Source organism: Pseudomonas pudica (assembly GCF_015680405.1).
Lineage (GTDB): Bacteria > Pseudomonadota > Gammaproteobacteria > Pseudomonadales > Pseudomonadaceae > Aquipseudomonas > Aquipseudomonas pudica.
In genome coordinates this window covers 1-23,063 of sequence record NZ_JADLJS010000059.1, presented here as the reverse complement: position 1 = coordinate 23,063, position 23,063 = coordinate 1, and the positions used below count along the sequence as shown (strand labels likewise).

General features: G+C 63.9%; 25 protein-coding genes. 12 read left to right on the top strand and 13 right to left on the bottom strand.

Translation table 11 applies throughout. The features are described 5' to 3' along the window. Positions 1-8: 8 nt before the first annotated feature. Positions 9-614, top strand: coding sequence for a DUF6708 domain-containing protein (locus IRZ77_RS24525; protein ID WP_230386459.1), 606 nt, complete (start codon positions 9-11; stop codon positions 612-614). A gap of 25 nt (positions 615-639) precedes the next feature. Here IRZ77_RS24525 and IRZ77_RS24520 read toward each other — a convergent pair whose 3' ends face one another. The 3 genes from IRZ77_RS24520 to IRZ77_RS24510 form a co-directional block, all read right to left on the bottom strand. Then, positions 640-1,533 (bottom strand): DUF2950 domain-containing protein, encoded by an 894-nt coding sequence (locus tag IRZ77_RS24520; RefSeq protein ID WP_135002320.1) that lies wholly within the window; start codon positions 1,531-1,533, stop codon positions 640-642. Beyond that, positions 1,530-2,987 carry a DUF3300 domain-containing protein gene (locus IRZ77_RS24515; RefSeq protein ID WP_135002321.1) on the bottom strand — a complete coding sequence of 486 codons (1,458 nt, stop codon included), beginning with the start codon at positions 2,985-2,987 and terminating at the stop codon, positions 1,530-1,532. Before IRZ77_RS24515 ends, IRZ77_RS24520 begins: the two co-directional genes overlap by 4 nt. 233 nt (positions 2,988-3,220) lie before the next feature. Next, positions 3,221-3,880 (bottom strand): VIT1/CCC1 transporter family protein, encoded by a 660-nt coding sequence (locus IRZ77_RS24510; protein ID WP_153670844.1) that lies wholly within the window; start codon positions 3,878-3,880, stop codon positions 3,221-3,223. Positions 3,881-4,007: 127 nt separating this feature from the next. On the opposite strand from IRZ77_RS24510, the gene IRZ77_RS24505 reads away from it, so the two are divergent. Both IRZ77_RS24505 and IRZ77_RS24500 read left to right on the top strand, forming a co-directional pair. Further along, on the top strand, positions 4,008-4,259 hold the full coding sequence (locus IRZ77_RS24505; RefSeq protein WP_046615364.1) for a hypothetical protein: 252 nt from the start codon (positions 4,008-4,010) through the stop codon (positions 4,257-4,259). Between the two features lie 81 nt (positions 4,260-4,340). Further along, the gene (locus IRZ77_RS24500; RefSeq protein ID WP_108479887.1) at positions 4,341-5,060 is read left to right on the top strand and encodes a TorF family putative porin; all 720 of its coding nucleotides are present in this window, start codon (positions 4,341-4,343) and stop codon (positions 5,058-5,060) included. Here the strand turns inward: IRZ77_RS24500 and IRZ77_RS24495 are convergent. Both IRZ77_RS24495 and IRZ77_RS24490 read right to left on the bottom strand, forming a co-directional pair. Further along, complete coding sequence (locus IRZ77_RS24495; protein ID WP_196174547.1) at positions 5,057-5,929, bottom strand: DMT family transporter; 873 nt, start codon at positions 5,927-5,929, stop codon at positions 5,057-5,059. The genes IRZ77_RS24500 and IRZ77_RS24495 overlap by 4 nt on opposite strands. Positions 5,930-6,031: 102 nt before the next feature. Then, a complete protein-coding gene (locus IRZ77_RS24490) occupies positions 6,032-6,442 on the bottom strand; it encodes a RidA family protein (protein WP_046615367.1) in 411 nt (136 codons plus the stop codon). A 211-nt stretch (positions 6,443-6,653) separates the two neighbouring features. Here IRZ77_RS24490 and IRZ77_RS24485 point away from each other — a divergent pair, with 211 nt between their 5' ends. Continuing rightward, entirely contained in the window at positions 6,654-6,977 is a 324-nt protein-coding gene (locus IRZ77_RS24485; RefSeq protein ID WP_196174546.1) for a hypothetical protein, read from the top strand. Positions 6,978-7,019: 42 nt separating this feature from the next. On the opposite strand, the gene IRZ77_RS24480 is transcribed toward IRZ77_RS24485, so the two are convergent. Both IRZ77_RS24480 and IRZ77_RS24475 read right to left on the bottom strand, forming a co-directional pair. Continuing rightward, positions 7,020-7,232: a PLDc N-terminal domain-containing protein gene (locus IRZ77_RS24480; protein ID WP_046615369.1), complete on the bottom strand. Its 213-nt coding sequence runs from the start codon at positions 7,230-7,232 to the stop codon at positions 7,020-7,022. A 107-nt stretch (positions 7,233-7,339) separates the two neighbouring features. Next, positions 7,340-7,810: an FAD/FMN-containing dehydrogenase gene (locus IRZ77_RS24475; RefSeq protein WP_108479888.1), complete on the bottom strand. Its 471-nt coding sequence runs from the start codon at positions 7,808-7,810 to the stop codon at positions 7,340-7,342. 159 nt (positions 7,811-7,969) lie between these two features. Between IRZ77_RS24475 and IRZ77_RS24470 the strand changes: the two genes are divergently transcribed. Continuing rightward, positions 7,970-8,977 (top strand): GlxA family transcriptional regulator, encoded by a 1,008-nt coding sequence (locus IRZ77_RS24470; protein ID WP_046615371.1) that lies wholly within the window; start codon positions 7,970-7,972, stop codon positions 8,975-8,977. 147 nt (positions 8,978-9,124) lie between these two features. Here IRZ77_RS24470 and IRZ77_RS24465 read toward each other — a convergent pair whose 3' ends face one another. Both IRZ77_RS24465 and IRZ77_RS24460 read right to left on the bottom strand, forming a co-directional pair. After that, positions 9,125-9,808, bottom strand: coding sequence for a TetR/AcrR family transcriptional regulator (locus IRZ77_RS24465; protein WP_046615372.1), 684 nt, complete (start codon positions 9,806-9,808; stop codon positions 9,125-9,127). 139 nt (positions 9,809-9,947) lie between these two features. Continuing rightward, complete coding sequence (locus IRZ77_RS24460; protein ID WP_108479891.1) at positions 9,948-10,832, bottom strand: NHL repeat-containing protein; 885 nt, start codon at positions 10,830-10,832, stop codon at positions 9,948-9,950. Between the two features lie 198 nt (positions 10,833-11,030). On the opposite strand from IRZ77_RS24460, the gene IRZ77_RS24455 reads away from it, so the two are divergent. The 4 genes from IRZ77_RS24455 to IRZ77_RS24440 all read left to right on the top strand — a co-directional run bounded on the left by IRZ77_RS24455 (position 11,031) and on the right by IRZ77_RS24440 (position 15,053). Then, positions 11,031-12,011 carry an aliphatic sulfonate ABC transporter substrate-binding protein gene (locus tag IRZ77_RS24455; RefSeq protein ID WP_135002324.1) on the top strand — a complete coding sequence of 327 codons (981 nt, stop codon included), beginning with the start codon at positions 11,031-11,033 and terminating at the stop codon, positions 12,009-12,011. Positions 12,012-12,027: 16 nt separating this feature from the next. After that, positions 12,028-13,419 carry an LLM class flavin-dependent oxidoreductase gene (locus tag IRZ77_RS24450; protein ID WP_196174545.1) on the top strand — a complete coding sequence of 464 codons (1,392 nt, stop codon included), beginning with the start codon at positions 12,028-12,030 and terminating at the stop codon, positions 13,417-13,419. 106 nt (positions 13,420-13,525) lie between these two features. Continuing rightward, positions 13,526-14,362, top strand: coding sequence for a bifunctional allantoicase/(S)-ureidoglycine aminohydrolase (locus tag IRZ77_RS24445; protein ID WP_013972924.1), 837 nt, complete (start codon positions 13,526-13,528; stop codon positions 14,360-14,362). A 91-nt stretch (positions 14,363-14,453) separates the two neighbouring features. Then, complete coding sequence (locus tag IRZ77_RS24440; RefSeq protein ID WP_046615376.1) at positions 14,454-15,053, top strand: START domain-containing protein; 600 nt, start codon at positions 14,454-14,456, stop codon at positions 15,051-15,053. Between the two features lie 146 nt (positions 15,054-15,199). Here the strand turns inward: IRZ77_RS24440 and IRZ77_RS24435 are convergent, their stop codons facing one another. From IRZ77_RS24435 to pobA, 3 genes are all read right to left on the bottom strand, one after another. Then, positions 15,200-16,081, bottom strand: coding sequence for a LysR substrate-binding domain-containing protein (locus tag IRZ77_RS24435; RefSeq protein ID WP_196174544.1), 882 nt, complete (start codon positions 16,079-16,081; stop codon positions 15,200-15,202). A gap of 70 nt (positions 16,082-16,151) precedes the next feature. After that, on the bottom strand, positions 16,152-17,942 hold the full coding sequence (gene ggt / locus IRZ77_RS24430; protein WP_196174543.1) for a gamma-glutamyltransferase: 1,791 nt from the start codon (positions 17,940-17,942) through the stop codon (positions 16,152-16,154). 216 nt (positions 17,943-18,158) lie between these two features. Then, positions 18,159-19,346, bottom strand: coding sequence for a 4-hydroxybenzoate 3-monooxygenase (gene pobA, locus IRZ77_RS24425; RefSeq protein WP_046615379.1), 1,188 nt, complete (start codon positions 19,344-19,346; stop codon positions 18,159-18,161). Between the two features lie 172 nt (positions 19,347-19,518). Between pobA and IRZ77_RS24420 the strand changes: the two genes are divergently transcribed. From IRZ77_RS24420 to IRZ77_RS24410, 3 genes are all read left to right on the top strand, one after another. Next, positions 19,519-20,397, top strand: coding sequence for a helix-turn-helix domain-containing protein (locus tag IRZ77_RS24420; protein ID WP_196174542.1), 879 nt, complete (start codon positions 19,519-19,521; stop codon positions 20,395-20,397). A 199-nt stretch (positions 20,398-20,596) separates the two neighbouring features. Continuing rightward, entirely contained in the window at positions 20,597-20,995 is a 399-nt protein-coding gene (locus IRZ77_RS24415; protein ID WP_013972930.1) for a MerR family transcriptional regulator, read from the top strand. Between the two features lie 19 nt (positions 20,996-21,014). Beyond that, positions 21,015-21,914: a hydroxymethylglutaryl-CoA lyase gene (locus IRZ77_RS24410; protein WP_046615381.1), complete on the top strand. Its 900-nt coding sequence runs from the start codon at positions 21,015-21,017 to the stop codon at positions 21,912-21,914. A gap of 531 nt (positions 21,915-22,445) precedes the next feature. Here IRZ77_RS24410 and IRZ77_RS24405 read toward each other — a convergent pair. Beyond that, positions 22,446-22,964, bottom strand: a complete 519-nt coding sequence (locus tag IRZ77_RS24405) for an MgtC/SapB family protein (protein ID WP_046615382.1) — start codon at positions 22,962-22,964, stop codon at positions 22,446-22,448. Positions 22,965-23,063: the final 99 nt, after the last annotated feature.

Sequence of the window (23,063 nt, the reverse complement as noted above, 5' to 3'; positions counted from 1 at the left end):
GAGAAGTAATGGCTTTCCTTTCGCTTCCAACTATCGCCATCACCACCCCTCTGCTCAGCTTCATAAACTCCAACTTGGAGCAGCGGGACTTTCAATCTGTGCTCATTGATATATTAATACTTGCATGCGGAGTATGGGCATCCGTCTTGTGTCTTCGAGTAAGCATATCCCCACCCCGAGATGAACCCCTTCGCTTCAACCGAGCACGAAAAAAACTGTATGCATACAATTTCAAGTACTGCTGGTGGAATCCCTTCACAACCTGGAAAGTAGAAGCAGTTTGCTATGACTGGTCCCAAGTCCGCGCCGAGCGCTGGTCACAAACCGGCGCCCTGCCAAACGGTGGGGTCATTTTCAAATGGGGTGTCATGCTGTCCATCGTCGCGCCGGGCACAAACAACGTCATCGACCGTTTTCACCTGAGTACGATGGGTGCCGACCAGCATGCCTGGGCCTACATCTGCACCTACATGCAGGAAGGCCCCTCAGCCCTGCCACCACCTGGGGAACCCAAGGATCACAACGATGTGCTCTGGTGCGAGTTCGCCCTGCGCCTGGCACCCAAGGTGAGCTGGCCAGCTGATATGGACCTTGAATCGCGAACCGCACCTTGAACCGGCCACGGCGGGTGCGCCTCACTCAATCTCCCGCCGGCACATCCACCACCTTCCAGCTGTCATCCGGGTCGAAGCGTTTCATCTCCTTGGCCAGCTTGTCACCGTGCGGCCCGAGGTCTTTCTCGAACACCTCGCCGTCATGGCTGATCATGAAGCTCATCACCCCGCTGTCATCGTACCTGGCCGGCCAGGCAACCATGGCGAAGCCACGGCTCATCTGGTTGCCGATCAGGTAGCTGTAGGCACCGCCAGGGGCGGATGGGCCTTGTGCATCGAGGATGCGGAAGTGGTAGCCATACCAGGCATCGCCGACCACGTCCTGGCCGAACAGCGGGCCCAGCGGGCTGACCTGGCCATCGCCATCGTCATCCCAGTACAGCCCATCATGCTTGCCGGGCTCGCTGAATATCTTCTGCGCGTATTCCAGCGCACCGTTGCCGTTGTGGTCCTGGGTGGCGTAGTCCATCTGCGCGTCGTGGTAGGCCAGCAACGACTGCATGGCGCCCAGCTCGTTGCGGCCGATGCGCCTGGCGCGGATTTCGGCGCCGCCGGCCTTGAGGTCGAAACGCCAACCCTCGCCACCTTTGGTCAATGGTATGGGCAACGTCCAGTGATCACTGCCCACCGCGAGGATGGCCTTGTTCGCCCCCGACATATCGATGCTGTGCTGCTCGCGATACTGCTCAAGGAACGTGTCCACGTCACTGCGTTGCACACCGCCGCGCGGTATGTAGGTACGCCAGTCATCGCCCAGTAACCGGGCCAGGCGGTCTTCATCAGGTTTCTCCTCACCCAGCGCCGCAACGAAGGATTCCACAGCCTTTTCTGGTGTCGGGAAGGCGTCCTGCGCAGCGGCCAGGCTCGACCAGGCCAGACCCGCTGCGATTACCAGTGCCGCTATCGATTGACGGTTCATCGACGGCCACCTCCCCCGCGGCGTGCGGGCGCACTGGGCCGGGAAATCTGGTGCCCTGCGGCACGCGATGCGCTCGGGCGCTGGGCGAACGACTGGCTGGTGCGGCCACGCCTGGCCTGCGCGCTGGTGCGCGAGGGTGAACGCACGCCGTCGAAGGCATTGTTACGCGCCCGACCGGCGGTATTGGAAGGCCGGTTTTGCGCCAGCTGCCGCCCCTGGCCTTCGCCCTGCCTGCGCGGGCTCACCTGGTTGTTCTGCTGCCGAGCCTGGGTGTTGCGGGTTTCCTGTCGGCGGTCAGTTGCCCGCGGGTTGTCGCTACGAGGCTGCATGCGGTTGCCGACCGAATTGCCCGCCTGCGCCTCGCGCATCTGCTGGCGTGCCTGGCGGTTGCTGGTGGCCGGCCGTTCGATGCCGGCCCGGTCCATCGACGCCCTGGCCTTGTCCCGCGCCTGGGCGCGCTGGGCGTCATCGCCGCGGAAGGCAGTACGCTGGGTGGCACCGTCAAGCTGGCGACCGTACTGCTGGCGGCTGCGAGAGTCGCGGTACGGCACGCCGTCGCGGTTGGCGGCGTTGTGCTGCCATTTGTTCTGGTTGTTGGTGATGCGATTGTTGGCGTTGATGTTGTTGTAGCGATTTACGTCGATGTCGATGTCGTTGTTGCCCCAGTCACAGTCACCCCACAGCGAGGCGACGATTGCCACACCGGTACCGAAGGCCAGGCCCGCCACCAGCGCGGAGCCGGGGTAGTACATGGGCGGTGGCGGGTAGTACGCCGGCGGCGATGCCGGGTAGGCCCAGGTGCCGTAGGTGGTGGTCGGGTTGTAGGTGGGTACGTACACCACTTGCGGGTCGGACGGCTCGATGATGATGGTGGTGGGCGGGCTGCTGGTCGTAACGGCCTGCGCGCTTTTACCGCTGGAGGCCGGTGCCGGTGCTGTCTGCACGGTCACGCTCTGGTACTGGTTGCTCTGCAGGTTACCGGCGGCCTGGGCCTGGTGGCGCAGGCGCTGCACGCCGCCCATGACATCGTCGGGCTGCGCGAGGAAGGCGTCGCCCAGGCGCTGCACCCAGACCGGGTCCTGCCCCAGAGTCGCCAGCACCTGCGGGAAGGCCACCAGCGCTTGTACGCTTGGGTCCCAAGGCTGGTTCGCCACCTTTTTGACCGCATCGTCACCGGTGGCCTTGGGGTTGGCCTTGGACCAGGTCACCGCTTCGCTCACCTGCCCCGGATAAGTCGAAGCCATCAGTACCTGGGCCAGCAGCGCATCGGGGTACAGTGCGATGGGCGCGAGCATCTGGTCCAGTTGCTCCTGGGTGAACACCGGGTCCTTGGTCGCGACCGTGTCGGCTTGTGGTGCCGGGTCCGGAGCCGGTACATCTTCTGCCAGCACCAGGCCGGGCGGGGCGCTCAGATACAGGATTACCGACAGGACCGCTGACAATGGGATGCGCATCGCTTCTCTCCATGAGGTCAGACCGCGTGGATTAAGGGTAGCAATGGCGATGCTTTTGGCCAGATGCGTGGGTGCAAACTTTTCGCGCTCTAAAGGTAAGGGTGGTTGCTGCTTTTGAAGCTATCTCAGGGCTGGGTTGAGATCTGTAATTGAGGCTGCCGACAGGACAAACGCCACACCAAGCAACAAGGCCGTGAACGCGCCCGCGACATCAAATACTGAGCGGTTGATGCTCAGCCGCCCAGGGCGATGATCGCCAGGATCAGTGACACCCCGACAACCGCCAGGACCACGCCGGTCAACAGGGTGCGACCACCGGAATAGCGTGCCAGCAGCCAGCCCGCCAGGAACAGCATGGCCAGGGCGACCAGGTTCGATACACGGATGGCCGTACCGGTGGTGTCGATCAGCAGGAACGGAATGACCAACGGGAAGGTTGCCAGTACCACCAGCAGGAACGTGGCCAGGGCCGCCATGAAATCATCCAGACCCAGGCGTGCCGGCAGCGGGCGCCCAGCATCACGCAGCATCCGTCCGCGCAGCATCTCCAGCCCGTCTTCATCCAGTGCCAGGCCGATGCGCTCTGGCAGCGCATCGGCAATCAGCCTGCGCCCCTGGGTAATATCGCTGGCTTGCAGGCGGGCCAGCAAGGTCCGGCTGCGGGTGCGTTCGGTCCAGGTGCGCAGCAGATAGATGACCGCGTCGGCCAGGCCCCAAGCCAGGTTGCAGCCGAGCGCCGCAATCAGCATCAACCGGGCGTCTTCGCGCCCTGCCGTGGCCACGCTCAGCGAGCCGATGAAGGTCATCGCCATCAACAGGCCGAAGATGACTTCGGTGATCCGGTCGATCGGTTGCAGCACGCCCCGTTTACGCGGTTGCTCGTCTTGCCCCATCGCACCCTCCGGTTCTCTGGAACCATCGATAGTCACTATCGAGACTGGCAATTTCTGCCGAACGACATGGCCGAATAACCTAGCTCCATCGACTCGCCGCCCGCCCTCTGGCCCCTGGAGCTACCTGATGAACACCTTGGCCCGCCTGCTGTCCACCACCCTTGCCGTTCTTGCCATCGCGATCGTCAGCGGCTGTGCCAGCCACCCCGAACTGCGCCCCTACACCGTCGAAGAAACCCGACAATTGCAACTGGAAGCCTTGCAACGCCGTGGCCTGTCGCTGGACGACTACGAGCAGCAACGGCGGGTGATCCAGCGTGCCGGCAACCTGCCCGTGGTGACCGAAGCTGCAGATGCCGACCGTTCGACCAAAGGCTGAGCGGGCCACCCAGAGGTTCCCTCCCGTTACCTGCACAGGTATGCTCTACCGCTCAACCGCAAGCCTTCCAGGACGGAGACCATGACCAGGCCCCTTCTGTTGCTGGGTGCTGCACTGCTGTTCAGCCCCGGGCTGCTGGCCCAACAGATCAAACGCGAACTGGGCGACTTCGACTTCACGCTCGGCACCACACCCTCACGCAGCATGGCCCAGGGGCTGATTTCGCCCAGCGCCATCGGTGCGTTCCACGGCGGCCTCGACTTCAGCCACCCCAGTGGCTGGTACCTCGGCCAGTACGCCCCGAGCATGGGCGTGACGCCCGACTCCACCCTGCGGCTGGATAGTTACCTGGGCTACAAGCACCAGTTCGACAGCAGCCTGGGCTACGAGGTGGGATTGATCCATTATAGTCAGCCAAACATCGCAGGCCCCGACAGCTATGCCCTGTACGGCGGTGTTTCGGTGCTGGGCAGCCGTTTCGGTGGCGCGCTGCGCAACAACCCCGACAACCGCACCGGCACGCTGTTCGCAGACTTCGGCCAACTACCGCTGTTTGACGTCGACCTGAGCGTCAAGCTTGCCCATCACCGTCTGGGTACGCCATTCACCATTGGTGATGGCAGCCAGGTGAATGCCTTTTCCGATTGGTCACTGGAGCTGTCCCGGCCCTGGCTCGGCATCGACCTGAACCTGGTCTACAGCAACTCCAACCTCAGTGGTGGCGGGTGTGATGCGTACTCGGGCATCAACACCTACTGCGACAGCATGGTCACGCTCAAGGCGCAACGCAGTTTCTTTTAACGCCGCGACGTCAGCGCCAGGGCGATACCGCCCAGCACCACCACGCACGCCACCAGCAAGCGCAACGACAATGGCTCGCCGATCAGGCCAACACCACCCAACGCCGCAATCACCGGGACGCTCAGTTGCATGGTCGCCGCCTGCTGCGCGCTGACTTGCCTGACCACGCCGTACCAAACGGCATAGCCTGCTCCCGACGCCAGCACTCCGGAACCCAGCGCATACAGCAAGCCGAGCGGGCTCAGGTGCAAGCCGGCGCCCAGCAACAGTATCGGCACCAGCAGCACCAGGCATGGCAGGCTCCGGGCGAAATTGCCAGCGGTGTCGGCCAGCGGCCTGGGTGAGCCTTTGCCCAGCAGCGTGTAAACGCCCCAGGCCACGCCGGACAGGGCCATCACAAAGGCACTGGCGAGGGGTGGTGCCGCGGTACCGGGCAACAGCAGCACCAGCAGGCCGGCGAAGGCGATCAGCATGCCCAGCAGCATCCGCGCGGTGATGGGTTCGCCTTTGTACCAGGCGAAGCCGAACATGGTGATCTGCACCGCGCCGAACAGCAGCAACGCACCCGCGCCTGCGCCCAGTTGCAGGTATGCCGCAGAAAACAGGAATGCGTAGAGAAACAGTGCCAGGCCGCCGCGCCAGCTACCCCCCATGGCAAGCGCTGGTTTGCGCAGGCGGATCAACAGCAACAGGAACAGTGCACCACTGGCCAGGCGCACCATGGTGAAAGATGCCGGGTCGATGGCCCCTTCCTTCAGCGCGAGCCGGCAGAACACCGAGTTGGCAGCGAAGGCCATCAGGCTGAACAGTGCTAGCCAGGCCCAGCTTCGGGCCTTGCGGTCGGCGAGCGTGGTGGTGCCGGTGCTCATGGTGTGGTCACCTCTGAGATCAATTGTTGTTATAGCGGCCATGCTGCCAGCACCGGTATACAACAGAGTGTTTATCTGACGCCACCACCGAATCGCCCGGCTCTATACCGCAGCCATCGCCTCGATTTCTACCAGCATGCCATCGAGCGCCAGCCGGGGTACCGGGATCAGCGTGCAGGTCGGCTTCATGCAGGGGCCCCAGGCCCTGTCAGCCTCGGCTACCCACTCACGCAGGCGCGTTTCGGAATGCCCGACGATCAGCAGGGTCAGCTTGAACACATGGGCCAGGCTGGCGCCTTTCGACGCCAGGGCAATCTCCAGGTTGGCCAGTGCCTGACGCGCCTGCTCGGCGAACTGGGACGACAGCTGCCCGTTGCGGCCTTCCCCGCCCTGGCCGGCGATGAACAGCAGGCGGCTGTCGGCACGAACCTCGGCGACATGGGAATAGGCATTGCCGCTGGGGTCATACAGGCCTTCGGGATTGCTCAGCTGAAACGCGGTTGAATGGCTCACGGTAAGCCCTCGATCAATGGGAAGAGGGACGAAGTATCGAACCTTGAGTTAACTCGAGGTCAAGCATGCATCGTGAAAGCGGGCTTGCCTGCGTAGGACGTTTCGCACAGCACGCTGGCTTTGTGGAACCACACGTTCGTATGCGCGGTGACCGCCAGGCGCTAGATTGCAGGGCCCGGCATGGAGGCCTGTACGTATGAAGGATAAAGCGATGAGCAAAAATCATTTTCAGCTGGCTTACACCATCAAGCCAAAAAACGCACGAGATGAAGACGATGCGGCAAAGGCGCGCCTGCACCTGCGCGAGAAAATTGGCCTGGACACCGTTGAACACATAGAGACTACCTTGCTCGGGGTCATCACGCTCAACAGCACCACACTCGCAGACCGCAGGCGCGACGCCGAAAAGCTGCTTCACGATTACATTCATGAAGCGCTCAAGGGTCTTAGTGTGCTGTCGACCGTGAAGTTCTACGGCTGCCTGATGGTGGACGGGCTGGGGTCCGCCATTCGCTTCGAAATCCTGCCCATGTGACCCCCCACGGCCTCAGGCGCCCCGCGCCTTAGGCCGTTTCCATCATTTTTCCTGCAGTACCGCCCTGCCCTTCACCGCCCTAGGCCCGCGCCAGGCCCAGAACAGCAAGCCGGGGAATGGCGCGTAGACCACGAAGACGATCCACAGCATCTTGCGCTCGGCGCGCCGGTCACTGCCGATGATGTGCCAGATGGCCCAGATTTCCAGCATGATCACAAAGGCCGCGATGATGATCCAGATCGTTCCGATTTCCATGAGCGCTCTCCCATTTGGCATGTAATGGGTTGGGTTGCACAAGCGGCCCAGGGTTCAGATTGATTTGGCTGGCGGCATGGCACCGCGGCCCGTTACAGGAGCGGCTCTCAATGCCGCGGTGCAGTCTCCAGCGCCGCCTTCAACGCCGGCGCATCGGCAAATGCACGCTGGCTCACCAGCTTACCTTGCTTCAGTTGCAACCACTGCACCTGGCCATCCTGCCCGGGATAACGGCTGGCCACCCGCCCGTCGCGGTCGAGCAGAACCCGGTAGTTGTAATCGCGCATGGCGGGGATGGCGAACAGCTTGCTGATCAGCGCTGGCATGCGCTGGATGTCGGCAACGAACACCGCATCGCGCGCCTCCAGATAACCCTCGGGCTGGTCGGCCAGCGCCGCCTTCACAAGCTTGGCACCGTCCATGTCGCGCGCCACCAGCAGGATGTGCGTACCGGTGTCGAGGCTGTAGGCGTGGTCGTGTTGGTCGAGCAGCGTCCACGGGGCGAGCTTGTCGCCCGGTTCGAGGGCATTGGCCAGCAACGGCATCAGGCAAAGCAGCAGGGCAAAAGCGGATTTCATCAAAGGCATCCTCAGTGACGGGACATCAGCATAGCGCCAACGGCCACATCAGGCAGGTTGCCTGAATACGACCTGGAATACGACACGGCCACCCGGGAGATTGTCTTTCCCCAGGCCAGCCGCCACACTCTCCAGGCCAGCCAGGAAGCGGAGTCCAGAGTGCCCACGCCACGCCAGTTCAGCAAGAAGACCAGCACCAGCAACATGCTGCGGCTGAAGTCCGCCAGCGCCAATGCCCAGGCCCCCTATCGAGTCGATTTCGTATTGCTCGAACACTTCTCGATGGCCAGCTTCACCGTGGCCATGGACGTGCTGGTCACGGCCAACCTGCTGCGCGCCGACAGCTTCCAGTTCACCCCATTGTCGCTGGAAGGCGACCGCGTGCTCAGCGACCTGGGGCTGGAGCTGGTGGCCACAGAGTTATCCGCCGAAGCGCTGAAGGAGCTGGACCTGCTGGTGATCTGCGGCGGCCTGCGCACGCCATTGAAGTACCCTGAGCTTGACCGCCTGCTGGGCGATTGCGCGGCCCACGGCATGGCCCTGGGCGGGCTGTGGAACGGCGCCTGGTTCCTCGGCCGCGCCGGGGTGCTGGACGACTATGGCTGCAGTATCCACCCCGAACAGCGCGCCAGCCTGTCCGAGCGCAGCCCGCAGACGCGGATTACCCCGGCCAGCTTCACGCTCGACCGCGACCGCCTCAGCGCTGCCAGCCCCAATGGCGCCATGGAGCTGATGCTCGGCCTGGTGCGCCGGCTGTATGGCGACGGCCTGGCCGAAGGCGTCGAGGAAATCCTGTCGTTCTCCGGCGCCCGCTACCGCCAGGTCGGCCCGGGCGCGAAGAAGTCCATGAGCCTGCACCTGCGTACCATCGTCGAGCTGATGGAGAACAACCTCGAGGAAACCCTCAGCCTCGACCAGCTGGCCGCCTACAGCGGGCGCTCGCGCCGGCAGATCGACCGCCTGTTCCAGGCCCAGCTTGGCACTTCGCCGCGGCGTTACTACATGGAGCTGCGCATCACCAAGAGCCGGCGCCTGTTGCAGTATTCCGACCTGTCGGTGATGGAAGTGGCAGTGGCTTGCGGGTTTGTTTCGGTGTCGCATTTCAGCAAATGCTATGCGGCTTACTTTGGCTACCCGCCGTCGCGTGAGCAGCGGTTGGGCGAGTGAGCATCAAGGTTCATCGATGTGTCGCCTGGGCCGGCCCTTTCGCGGGTAAACCCGCTCCCACAAGTACTGTGCAAATCTTTGGGACAGCAGTGATCCTGTGGGAGCGGGTTTACCCGCGAAGAAGCAAGCCCAGGCACTGGAAAACCTTCAGGGGCGATGCTCGATCTGGATGTATCGCAACACCGCATCACAGATCATGGCCTTGTGACGCAGCTTGACCTGCTCATCGGACAGGTCGATCTGGAAGATCTCGCCAAAGGTGTGGCGGTTCGAAACCCGGTAGAAGCAGAACGAGCTCATCAGCATGTGCAGGTCGATGACCTCGATGCCGGCGCGGAACACACCTTCCTGCACCCCACGACGCAAGGTGTTGCCCAGGGCCTCGAGCACCAGGCTGCTCATTTCGCGAATCGCCGGTGACTGCTTGACGTACTCGCCGTAGTGGATGTTTTCGGTGCAGATGATCCGCACGAAATCGACGTTGCGGTCGTGGTGATCGAAGGTGAACTCCACCAGCCGGCGGATCGCCTGCTCGGCCGGCAGCGACTCCAGCTCCAGGCTTTGCTCGGTCTTGCGGATGTCGCCGTACAGTTTGATAAGGCACTCGCAGTACAGCTGCTCCTTGCTGCCGAAGTAGTAGTAGATCATGCGCTTGGAGGTGGCGGTGCGCTCGGCGATGGCGTCGACACGGGCACCTGCCAGCCCTTGCTGGACGAACTCGTTGATGGCGGCCTGAAGGATGTCCTCGCGCGTTTTCTCGGGGTTGTTCTTGCGCGTCTTGCGCCCCCCTTCGGTTTCAGGCTGGCCGAGGCCGACTACGGAATCACTCATACCCACTCACAGGCTGTTTATTGGAATGGGGGGATTATCCGCGAGCGCGCCCATGCAGGGAAGCGCGCTGTTGGTCGTGTAGCCATCACCCACCGCTGCTGCCCACCCACAAACTGAGCCTGCCCAGCCAGGCGCAGGGTCAATCGCGCTGGGCGGTATTGCGCTCCAGCGGCGGCGTCAGGTGCAGCACACGGTTGCGCCCGCCTTCGGCCAGCAGGTAGCCGCCCTTGCCATCGGCGACGATCGACTGCGGCGCCTTGAGGAACGACAGCACGGTCTGCCGCGCGCCATCGGCGCCGATGCGCAGCAGCCGGGCACGGTGGGTGTTGTCTTCGCTGATCCACAGGCCGCGCTGGTCACAGAACAGGAACGTCGGGTTGCGCAGGCCATCGACCACCACCGGGTCCCGGCCATCGTCGGACAGGGCGCGCACCTTGCCGCTTGCCTTTTCGGTATACAGCAAACGCCCGTCGCTGCAGCGGGTCAGGCCTTCGGTTTCGGTGAGGCCGGAGCGCAGCACATCGAGCTGGCCGCTGCGCCAGTCATAACGCATCAAACGGCCATCGCCCTTGCGGTCCTCGATGGCGTAAAGGTGCTCGCCGTCGTTCCACAGGCCCTGCACGCTCTGGCCGTCGAACAGCCGCGTGACCTGGCCATCGCGGGCCAGGCTGACCGGGGCAAACCCGCCTTCCTGACTGAACACCCAGCCTCCCTGCGCAGCCACCATACCGTCGGGCTTGGACAGGTTGTCGATGACCACCACCCGATCGCCTTGGGCGGTGATCCTGAGGATGCTGCCACGGCCGTCGTCCAGTTCGCGGCTGACCAACAGGCTGCCATCGGCTTGCGGCAACAGAGATGCGGCCTTGGTCACGTCGCGGTGCAACACCTCGACGCCCCAGCCGGAGGCAGCCTGCACCGGGTAGAAACTCTGCCAGGCAAAGAAGCCCAGGGTGGCCGTGAGCAGGCCGGCGCTGGCGGCCAGGGCGATGCGAGTGCTGCGCTTGCGCAGGAAGTGCGACATGTAGGGCTCCTCGGAAATGCCGGGGGAGCCTACCAAGCGAATGTGAAAAAAATGTCGAAATGGACCATTCATCACAAAACAAAAGGATATAAAAATAACAAAACGTTCTAACAAATTGGAATATTGAAATTGAAAGCCAAACGCCACCTCCTTAGTCTGGGCACACCGCTTCCCTTCCAATATCAAGGAGCAATGCCCATGCCCGCCCGTGCCTTCTCCCCCTTGCGCCGCCTGTTGATCGGCGGCTTGCTGGCCAGTGTCGCCAGTACCCTGTTGCCCTGGTCCCAGGCCCTTGCCGACGAGGCCAGGACCCTGCGCATCGGTTATCAGAAGTTCAACAGCATCAACATCCTCAAGGGCAGCGGCGCCCTGGAGAAGGCCCTGGCGCCGCAAGGCGTGAAAGTCAGCTGGCACGAGTTCGCCGCCGGTCCGCAGCTGCTAGAAGCCTTGAGTACCGGCGCCATCGACCTCGGCCATGCCGCCGACGCACCCTCGGTGTTCGCCCAGGCCGCAGGCAAGCCGGTGGTTTACCTGGCCGCCGAGCAACCCTACCCACGCGGCATCGGCCTGGTGGTGCGCGAGCAGGACCACCTGACCAGCGTGCAAGACCTCAAGGGCAAGCGCGTGGCCACCGGCCGCGGCTGGAACGCCCAGTACCTGCTGGCCGTTGCCCTGGAACAGGCCGGCCTCAGCTACCAGGACATCACCCCGGCCTACGTCAACAACGCCGCCGATGCCGTGGCAGCCCTGCAATCGGGCAGCGTCCAGGCCGTGACCCTTTGGGACCCGTTCCTTGCCGCGGCAGAGAGCCAGCCGGGCCTGAAGAACCTGCGCGACGGCAGCGGTCTGTCCAACAACCGCACCTTCTATCTGTCCACCGCCAGCTTCGCCGACCAGCATCGCGCCTTGCTGAAGACCTTCTTCGTCGAACTGGGCAAAGTCAGCCAGTGGGCCAATGCCAAGCCTGCGGAAGTCGCCGCATTGCTGGCCCCGCAACTGGGGATCAACGCCAACGTGCTGCAAGTGGCCAGCGAGCGGCGCAACTACAATGCCGTGGCCATTACCCCGCAGATCGTTGCCGAGCAACAGAAGCTGGCCGATACCTTCCAGGGCCTGGGCCTGATTCCACGCAAGCTGCAGGTGGCCGACGCGGTCTACCCGGCTTCCGTGCTGCCTTGAGCGGAGCGCGCCCACCATGCCCCGCCCGATCCGCTTCAACGCCTTCAGCATGAATGCCGCCAGCCACCAGTCCCCCGGTCTGTGGCGCCATCCGCGCAACACCAGCGTGGCCTTCAACCACCTGAGCTATTGGACCGACCTGGCCCGACTGCTCGAACGCGGCCTGTTCGACGCCCTGTTCATCGCCGATGTACTGGGCATCTACGACGTTTACCAGGGCGGCCCCGAAGCCGCCCTGCGTGGTGGCGTGCAGGTGCCGGTCAACGACCCGCTGCTGCTGGTGCCGGCCATGGCCGGGGTGACCGAGCACCTGGGCTTCGGCGTCACCTTCTCGCTCACCTACGAACACCCCTATCCCTTCGCCCGGCGCATGTCCACGCTCGACCACCTGAGCAATGGCCGGGTCGGCTGGAACATCGTCACCGGCTACCTCGACAGCGCCGCGCGCAACCTGGGCCTGGCGCGCCAGCTGGGCCACGACCAGCGCTATGACCTGGCCGAGGAATACCTGCAGGTGCTGTACAAGCTATGGGAAAAAAGCTGGGACGACGATGCGGTGGTGCTGGAGCGTGACAGCGGGCGCTACATCGAACCCGCCAAGGTGCACCCTATCAGCCATTTGGGCGAGCACTTCCAGGTGCTAGGCATGCACCTGTGCCAACCTTCGCCCCAACGCACGCCGGTGCTGTTCCAGGCCGGTGCTTCGGCGCGCGGCCAGCAGTTCGCGGCGCGGCACGCCGAATGCGTGTTCATCAGCGGGCCGACGCCCACGGTCCTGCGCCGCTACGCCGACGGCATCCGCCAGGCCAGCGAGGTCGCCGGGCGTGGCCGTGAAGAAGTGCTGATCTATGCCCAGGCGCTGTTGATCGTTGCCCCCACCCGGGAGGAGGCCGAGGCACGCTTCGCCGAATACCGCCGTTATGTCGACCTGGACGCCGCCCTGGCGCTGTTGTCAGGCTGGACCGGCATCGACTTTGCCGGCCTCGACCCCGATGCGCCCATCGAATACGTCGAAAACGATGCCGGCCGCGCAGCCCTGGCCGCCTTCACCGCCGCCGACCCGAACCGCAGCTGGACCGTGCGCGAGGCTGCCGAGTTCGTTGGCCTGGGCGGCCGTGGCCCGGTACTGGTGGGTACTGCCAGCGAAGTCGCCGACCAACTGGAAAGCTGGCTGGACCAGACCGGCATCGATGGCTTCAACCTGACCTACGCAGTGCAACCGGACGACCTGGCCCACGTGGTCGAGCTGCTGGTGCCCGAGCTGCAACGCCGTGGGCGCTACCCGTTGAGCTATGCCGAAGGCACCTTGCGTCACAAGCTGTTCGGCCAGGGCGACCGCTTGCCGGAAGGGCACGCTGGCCGGCAGGTTCGCATTCAGCCGACAAATACCGGGTATTCCAACATTTAATTTGTGGATGGCACACACTCGACCCTATTCTGTCGCCACATCCCCTGCGCCGCACCGGCCGGTGCGGTTCACGGCATGGGGAGAGAACAACAAGTCGAGATCGTCCATGTCGAACCATTCGTACTTCGCCCCCCACGGTGGGCACCCGGCTCAGACCGAGCTGCTGACTGACCGTGCCATGTTCACCGAAGCCTATGCCGTCATCCCCAAGGGCGTGATGCGTGACATCGTCACCAGCCACCTGCCGTTCTGGGACAAGATGCGCATGTGGGTCATCGCCCGCCCGCTGACCGGTTTTGCCGAAACCTTCTCCCAGTACATCGTCGAAGTGGCCCCGGAAGGCGGCAGCGAGCGCCCTGAGCTGGACCCGAACGCCGAAGCCGTGGTGTTCATCGTCGAAGGCGAACTGGACATCACCGTCGAAGGCAAGCACCACACCCTGGTACCGGGCGGCTACGCCTTCCTGGCCCCGGGCGCCGAGTGGAGCCTGCGCAACAACAGCAAGTCCAACGTCACCTTCCACTGGCTGCGCAAGCACTACCAGAAGGTCGAAGGCCTGGACGTTCCCGAGTCGTTCGTCACCCACCGTGACAACGCCACCGTCATCGAAATGCCGGGCACCGAAGGCCGCTGGGTCACCACCCGCTTCGTCGACATGGCCGACATGCGCCACGACATGCACGTGAACATCGTCACCTTCCAGCCGGGCGGCGTGATCCCGTTCGCCGAGACCCACGTGATGGAACACGGCCTGTACGTGCTGGAAGGCAAGGCGGTGTACCGCCTGAACCAGGACTGGGTCGAAGTGGAAGCCGGCGACTTCATGTGGCTGCGCGCCTTCTGCCCGCAAGCCTGCTACGCCGGCGGCCCAGGCAAGTTCAGCTACCTGCTGTACAAGGACGTGAACCGTCATGTGCACCTGACGCTGAACCCCAAGCGTTAAGCCCAGGCTGAGGCCCGCAAGCCCGCCAACCTAGCGGGCTTTCTGTTTGCCGCGCATACTGAAACACCCCCCCCCCCGCGCGGTACCAGCCATGAACCGCTGCCTGCTACTCGCCGCCCTGCTGCTCTGCCCCCCCACCCCAGCCGCCGATGACTGGAACCTGGCCTACGACCGCGAAGGCATCCGCGTTTACCTGAGCGCCACCCCCGACTCACCCTACCAGCAATTCCGTGGTGTCAGCACCATGAAAGCCAGCGTTCGCACGCTCACCGACCTGCAGGAGAACCTTCGGGTAGCCTGCAAGTGGCTGTACGCCTGCGCCGAAATGCGCCTGCTGGATGTGCAGGGCGAAAACACCTGGGTGTACCTGACCACCAACCTGCCGTGGCCGACCATGCCGCGGGACATCGTGCTGAAGGTCACCACCGAACGCCTGGACGACGGCACGCTGCTGCGCCACCTCAGCGCCGAGCCAGGCAGGATACCCAAGGTAAAGGGGCTGATCCGCGTGCAGCACCTCAGCGGTGAGTGGCGGATGAAACCGCTGGGTGAGCGCGAGACCGAGGTGATCTACCAACTGCAGGCCGACCCGGCGGGCGATGTGCCGGGGTGGCTGGCCAACCGATTTGTGGTGGATGCGCCAGTGGTGACGTTGCGGACATTGCGGGCGGTGGCCGAGCGCCAGCCTTGAAATGCACGTACGGCTCTATCGCCGACAAGCCAGGCCCCCATTCCGATCGCGCCGTTCTCAAGGCCAGGAACTGATTTGCAGGTGGTCCGCGTACCCTGTGGGAGCCGGTTTGCCGGCGATGGGCCGCAAAGCGGCCCCAAACCATGTCAGATCCCGCCACCCGCAAGCAGTTGCGTCATCACCTCGGCCAACGCCTTGACCATCATATCTGCCGTCGGCCGGTGGACGATGACGATTTCGTAGCTGTCGACCTCCGGCAACCCTTGCCCTGCCCCCAGCACCCGGTGCTCGCCAGTCGCCGCCCGTGGCGGCAGCAGGCTTATACCCATGCCATCGGCGACCGCGGCCTGGATGCCGCTGAGGCTGGAGCTGGTGAAACTGATTCGCCAACGCCGGCCCATGCCTTCGATGGCGGTGATCATGTCGTCGCGGTACAGGCCGCGGGGCGGGAAGGTCACCAGCGGGATCGGGTCCAGCTCGAAGGCGGGCGTGCGCGCGCTGTCGATCCACTGCAGGCGTTCGGGCCAGCAGGCCACGCCTTCGCGGCTGTTGCGCCGCTGCTTGAGCAACACCAGGTCGAGTTCACCGTTGTCGTAGGCCTGGCTGAGGTCGCGGCACAGGCCGCTGGTCACTTCCAGCTTCACCTGCGGGTGCAGCCGGCTGAACGCCGACAGTGCATTGGTGGTACGCCCACCGACGAAGTCCTCAGGCACGCCAAGGCGCACGGTCACGCCGACCATTGCCCCGGCCAAGGCTTCGAGCATCTGGTCGTTGAGGGCCAGCATGTGCCGGGCATAGCCGAGCAGGGTCTGCCCGGCGTCGGTCGGCAGCACGTCGCGATTGCCACGCACCAGCAGGCGGTGGCCAACCATTTCCTCCAGGCGGCGCACCTTCTGGCTGATGGTCGATTGGGTGGAGTGCAGGCGGGCAGCAGCCGTGGTGAAGCTACCGCAATCGGCCACCACGACAATGGCACGCAGGAGGTCGAGGTCGAACAGGGCCCTATTCGATTTCACGCTGATGGACATCTTTATATTCAACTTCTGAATGGCAAGACTGACTTCTATCACGCCACCTGCTGCACCGCAACGCGGGCCGCTAGTCGCCGACAGCCACGCCCTCGCGCCGAGGGTCGGCACCACCCGACCAACCCTCGCCACTGCGCTGGATGATCTGCGTGCCACTGGTCATGGTCATCGGCGTCACCTCATGCCCCCAGGCTGCCAACTGGCGGATCAGTGCCGGGCTGGCCAACCCCGCCTCTACTTCGGTGCCGGCATTGCGGCTGCCGAAGTTGGGCAGGCCGGCGGCCTGCTGCGGGTCGAGCTGCCAATCCAGCAGGCCGATCAGCGCCTTGTTCACGTAGCCGATGATCTGCGAGCCACCGGGCGAGCCCAGGCTGGCCACCAGCTCGCCAGAGGCTTGCGAGAACACCAGGGTCGGCGCCATGGCGGACAGCGGCCGCTTCCCTGGTTGCACCCGGTTGGCCACGGGCTTGCCTTGTTCCCGAGGGATGAACGAGAAGTCGGTCAGGTGGTTGTTGAGCAAAAAACCCTTGACCATAAGGTGCGAGCCGAACGCTGCTTCCACCGACGTGGTCATGGCCAGGGCCTGGCCGCGGTCGTCCACCGCGCTGAGGTGCGAGGTGGAAATGCGCAGCGGCGAGCGGTCAGGCGCCAGGGCCAGGTCGGCCCCCTGCGGCTGGCCTGGACGGGCGCGCTTCATGCTGTACTCGCCGACCTGCGCGGCGCGGCTGGCCAGGTATGCGGGGTCGGTCAGGGCCTTGAGCGGCACCGGCACGTAATCGCTGTCGGCCAGGTACTGGGCGCGGTCGGCATAGGCCAGGCGCTCGGCCTCGGCAACCAGGTGCACGGCCAGCGGCGAGGCTTCCAACCCGGCAACGGACGAAGTGCGCAACGGCCGCATGGCGGCAAGGTCGCGCTGTGGCGACGCCCGCTGCAGTGCTTCGAGGATGCCCAGGGTCTGTAGCACCGTCACCCCACCCGACGACGGCGGTGGCATGCCACAGATGCGCCAGGCCTTGTAGGGGCCGCACAGCGGCTCGCGCATCCTGGCCCGGTATTGCTGCATATCCTGCAACGACAGGTAGCCGGCATTGGCATGGCTGCGCACCTTGGCGACGATGGCTTCGGCGATCTTGCCGCTGTAGAACACCTCGGGGCCCTGCTCGGCAATCTGCTCGAAGGTTTGCGCAAGCTCGGGGTTGCGCAAGGTAGTCCCCACCGCCAGTGGCTTGCCCTGTTCATCCAGGAAGTAGCGGGCCATGGCGGGTGAACGGGCAATGAACGGGTCTCCCGCCACCAGCGTGTGAAGGCGCTCGGAAACCGCAAAACCGTTACGGGCCAGTGCAATGGCCGGGGCGAACAGGTCGCGCCAAGGCAGCTTGCCGTGCTGCTCATGGGCCAGCTTCAGGGCGTGCAGAACCCCCGGTACGCCCACCGAACGCCCGCCGATCTGCGCCGCCCTGAACGGCATCGGTGAACCATCGGCTTGCAGGAACAGGTTTTCCGTGACCGCCGCCGGGGCTGCCTCGCGACCATCGAACGCCTGTACGCGCTGGCCATCCCAGTAAAGGATGAACGCCCCGCCACCAATGCCGCTGGATTGCGGTTCGACCAGGGTCAGCACCATCTGCATGGCGATGGCCGCGTCGATGGCGCTGCCACCGGCACGCAGCATCGCACGCCCCGCCTCGCTGGCCAGCGGGTTGGCGGCGGCGGCCATGTGCCGGCTGGCATGCACCGGCTGCAGGCCGGTGCGGTAGCCGGAGGCCAGTTCCGGTGGTGCGGGCAGCACCTGGTCGGCACAGGCCCAGCCACTGGCAGCTACCAGGCACAAGGCGCCCATCAGGGGGGAGGAGAATGTCATCGTTGTGCTTCCTGCCGTTACCTATTCAGCAAGGCACTGTCGGTGATGCGCAAACTTGACTTCAAGCCCTGTCGTATTTTTTTTCAAAGTGGCACGGGCTTCGCCCGTATCGCACGCAAGCCAGCTACCACCTCGACTGCATCGACCTTAAGCATTGCGCAGTACCTGTGGGAGCTGGCTTGCCGGCGATGAGGCCAGGACAGGCAGCACACGTCCTCAGGCCACTTCTTCGAACGGCAGCCCTACATAGTTCTCGGCAATGTTCACCAGCCCCGCCGGCGAGGTCAGGAAATATTCGCGGTCGGCCTCTTGCATCTTCTGGTCCCAGGCGTCCTTGTGGCTGCCGAAGTCATGCAGCAGCTGGGTCATGAACCAGCTGAATCGCTCGCCTTTCCACACCCGGCGCAGGGCCAGCGGCGAATACTGCTGCAGCAGGTCGGTGCGCCCTTCGCGATACACCTTGACCAGGATGCGGTACAGGTAGTTGACGTCCGATGCGGCCAGGTTCAGGCCCTTGGCGCCGGTCGGCGGGACGATATGCGCAGCATCCCCGACCAGGAACAGGTGGCCATACTGCATCGGCTCGACCACCAGGCTGCGCAGCGGGGCGATGCTCTTTTCCAGGGCCGGGCCGGTGACCAGGCGCGCAGCCACGTCTTCGGGCAAGCGTGCCTTCAACTCCTCCCAGAAGCGCTCGTCGGACCACGCCTCTACCTGCTCTTCCAACGGAACCTGCAGGTAGTAGCGGCTACGGGTGTGCGAACGCTGGCTGCACAACACGAAACCGCGTTCGTGGTGGGCGTAGATCAGTTCGTGGTTGACCGGTGGCGTGTCTGACAGCATGCCCAGCCAGCCAAACGGGTAGACCCGCTCGTACTGCTTGAGGATGCCCTCGGGGATGCTCTGCCGCGAGACACCGTGAAAACCGTCACAGCCGGCAATGTAGTCGCAGTCCACCCGGTGCACCTGGCCGTCTTTTTCATAAGTCAGGTAGGGCCGTTCGCCCTTGAGTTCGTGCGGCTGGACATTGCTTGCCGAATAGATGATCGGCGCGCCGCTGGCTTCACGTGCCTGCATCAGGTCACGGGTGACTTCGGTCTGGCCGTATACCATCACTGTCTTGCCACCGGTCAGGGCCTTGAGGTCCAGGCGTTGGCGGCGCCCGCCGACCAGCAGTTCGACCCCCTCGTGTACCAGGCCTTCACGGTCCATGCGCTCGGCCACACCGGCTTCACGCAGCAGGTCGACCGTGCCTTGCTCCAGCACCCCGGCACGGATGCGGCCAAGCACGTATTCGGGCGTCTGGCGTTCGACGATGAGCGTATCGATACCGGCCTTGTGCAGCAGTTGGCCCAGCAGCAGGCCAGATGGACCTGCACCAATAATTGCAACCTGAGTTTTCATTGTTGTTGTCTCTGTACGGACGACGCCGGCCCTGGACTGGCAGTGGAGCGGCATCTGCTGTTAGGGTTTGCCCTTGCATTTTTACTGGCAAAAACAGCCATTGAAGTGTGCTATTCCATGCATAACCTGCACTTTTACAAAAAACGTTCGATTAACGGACAGGCCAGCACGCATGAAATCCACCCTCCCCGGCGTCCCCTTGTTCAAGCTGTATGGCGAAAACCAGGCCTGGCCCGGCACCGACCTGCTGCACTGCGAGTCGATCCCGGCGCGTAGCCGTTTGCACCATTGGGAAATCAAGCCGCACCAGCACGCCGAGCTGTTCCAGTTGCTGTATGTGCAACGCGGCCGAGCCGAGGTGGAGGTCGAGGGGGTGCGCAGCATCATCAGCGAAGCGGCAATCCAGGTAGTGCCGCCGATGACCGTGCACGGCTTTCGCTTCAGCGCCGATATCCAGGGGCATGTGCTGACCTTTGGCACGGCACTGGTGGCCGACCTGGAGCAGCGCCTGGGCGCGCCGCTGGCGGTGCTGGCGAAGGCGGCGTGTTACCCGCTTGGTCGGGACCGGGTGCGCTTGCGCAGCCTGATCGAAACCCTGCAGCAGGAATACCAGGGCAATGCCCCGGCGCGGGCGGCACTGCTCGAGGCGCTGGTCACGGCGCTGATGGTGTGGATCAGCCGCCGCCAGCAGCTGGGTCAGGCACCGCGCAACCGCGATGAACGTGACCGCCAGTTGCTGGGGCAGTACCTGCGCCTGGTCGAGGCGCATTACCGTGAGCACCTGTCGGTGGAGGACTTTGCCGCGCGGCTGAATATTCCGAGTTTGCAGTTGAACCAGCTGTGCCGGGCGCTGAGTGGGCAGACCGCGCTGCAGGTGGTGCACCAGCGCTTGCTGCTGGAGGCGCGGCGCAACCTGATGTATACGCGGATGAGCATCGGGCAGTTGTCGGATAGCCTGGGGTTTACCGACCCCACCTATTTTGCCAGGTGGTTCAAGCGGTTGAGTGGGCAGACACCGAATGGGTATCGCAGGTCGGGTTTGTCTGAGTAATTTTTTCGCCCGTGCTGGACTCTTCGCGGGCTTGCCCGCTCCCACAGTGACTGCGCAGCCCTCAAGACCTGTGCACTTCCTGTGGGAGCGGGTTTACCCGCGAAGAGGCCGGCACAGGCAGCACCCATCTCGCGCCCCTGCTTGACGTATACGTCAACCTACCCTCAGGATACCCGCATACCCCACGCCGAGCCCCAGCATGAGCACCCAGACCTACAGCATTTCCGACCTGTCCCGCGAACTGGACATCACCACCCGCGCCATCCGCTTCTATGAGGAACAGGGCCTGCTGAGCCCCGAGCGCCGCGGCCTGGAGCGTATCTATTCGGCGCGTGACAAGGTCAGCCTGAAGCTCATCCTGCGCGGCAAGCGCATCGGCTTTTCGCTGGCCGAATGCCGTGAGCTGATCGAGCTGTACGACCCCTCCAGCGGCAACCTCAAGCAGCTCAACAGCATGCTGGCGAAAATCGCCGAGCGCCGCGCCCAGCTGGAACAGCAGATGCTCGACATCCACCAGATGCAGCTGGAGCTGGACACCGCCCAGGAGCGCTGCGAACAAGCCCTGGCCGCCACCCTGAACAACAAAGACAACCGCTGAACGCCACAGGAAACCCGCCATGCCTTTGCCCAAACACGTCCGCCTGGTCGAAGTAGGCCCCCGCGACGGCCTGCAGAACGAAGCCCAGCCCATCAGCGTCGCCGACAAGGTGCGCCTGGTGGACGATCTCACCGAAGCGGGCCTGGCCTATATCGAAGTGGGCAGTTTCGTCTCGCCCAAGTGGGTGCCGCAGATGGCCGGCTCCGCCGAAGTGTTCGCCGGCATCCACCAGCGCCCGGGGGTCACCTATGCAGCGCTGGCCCCCAACTTGCGCGGTTTCGAGGACGCCCTGGCCGCCGGCGTGAAGGAGGTGGCGGTGTTCGCGGCCGCTTCCGAAGCCTTCTCGCAACGCAACATCAACTGCTCGATCAGCGACAGCCTCAAGCGCTTCGAGCCGATCATGGAAGCCGCGCGCAACCACGGTGTGCGCGTGCGCGGCTATGTGTCGTGCGTGCTCGGCTGCCCCTATGAAGGCAAGGTCAGCGCCGAGCAGGTCGCCCCGGTGGCCCGTGCCCTGCACGACATGGGCTGCTACGAGGTATCGCTGGGCGACACCATCGGCACCGGTACCGCCGGCGAAACCCGACGCCTGTTCGAGGTGGTCGCGGCACAGGTACCGCGCGAGCAACTGGCCGGTCACTTCCACGATACCTATGGCCAGGCCCTGGCCAATGTGTATGCCAGCCTGCTCGAAGGCATCAGCGTGTTCGACAGTTCGGTGGCCGGGTTGGGCGGCTGCCCCTATGCCAAAGGTGCTACCGGCAATATCGCCAGTGAAGACGTGGTGTACCTGCTGCAGGGGCTGGGCATTGAAACCGGCATTGACCTTGAGCGGCTGATCACCGCCGGCCGCCGCATCAGCAGCGTGCTGGGCCGCGACAACGGGTCGCGGGTAGCGCGGGCGCGTAGCGCGCAATAAGTCATACGGGTGTCACATTGGTGTGGGTGAGTGTTACCGCCCCCACGTTTTGCAGCAAAAAATCGGGTAACAGGGAAACAAATCGGCAGAATTTCAGGCCGGTCGATTTCGACAAAAATCGCCAAACGCTTGATTTAAAAGGGTTTTAAAAAGTTGGCACGCACCCTGCTATATCTCTGGTACAACAACAAAAAGAATGTGACACCCAATAAAAACAACAGGTAACGGCTCTGACATAACAAGAACAACACGGCAGAGGCGTAGCAAGCAGATTTTTTTGGAGTCGACACGCTTTTCAGGGGTACGCCCCGCGGTCTGGCACAGAACAATAAAACTACCTTCAGGTAGCGGCAGCCAGGTTCGGATCAGCAATGATGAAGGCAGGTCAGCGCTCAAAAAAATACGTTTGCTCTTGACCCCGCATGGGGGTCGCCCGCAACAACAGGACAGGCTGACAAAAACAACAAAAGGCCGGTCCCAATAATAAAAAAAGAGCAGGCAACAACGCTTTGGGGGGAGCTTCGGCTCCCCTCAGTGCTTCCTGCCCTCTTCCTCCTCCTGCTTTCCCTCATCCTGCCCCTCGAGCTTGTCCACCAGCAACGGCATCGTGCCCAGCACCAGCAGGGCCAGTATCGTGCTGATCAACGCCGTGGCTTCGCGGCCCATGCCGGCTGCCGTACCGATGGCGGCGGTCATCCACAACCCGGCGGCAGTGGTCAGGCCCTTCACATGGCTGGCGTCCTGGCCGTTGCCCTTGAGAATGGTGCCCGCACCCAGAAAACCGATACCGGCGACAATGCCCTGGATCACCCGGCTCAGCGCCTGCTCATCGGCCCCGGCCATGCTCGGTGCCAGCACGAACAGCGCGGCGCCCAGCGAAACCAGCATATGCGTACGCACCCCGGCGGCCTTGCCCTTGTGCTCACGCTCGAAGCCCAGCACGGCGCCGAGCAGGGCTGCCATCAGCAGGCGTACGAGGATTCGTGTGACCTCGCGCTGGTCGGTGATATCGGCAAATTCGGCCTGGATTGCTTGCCAGATGAGGTCCATTGCGATGTTCCATGCTTAGCATTGTGTTGTCAGGGCCGGCCTCTTCGCGGGTAAACCCGCTCCCACAGGGATCGGAACACCTGGGGGGGCGGGTTTACC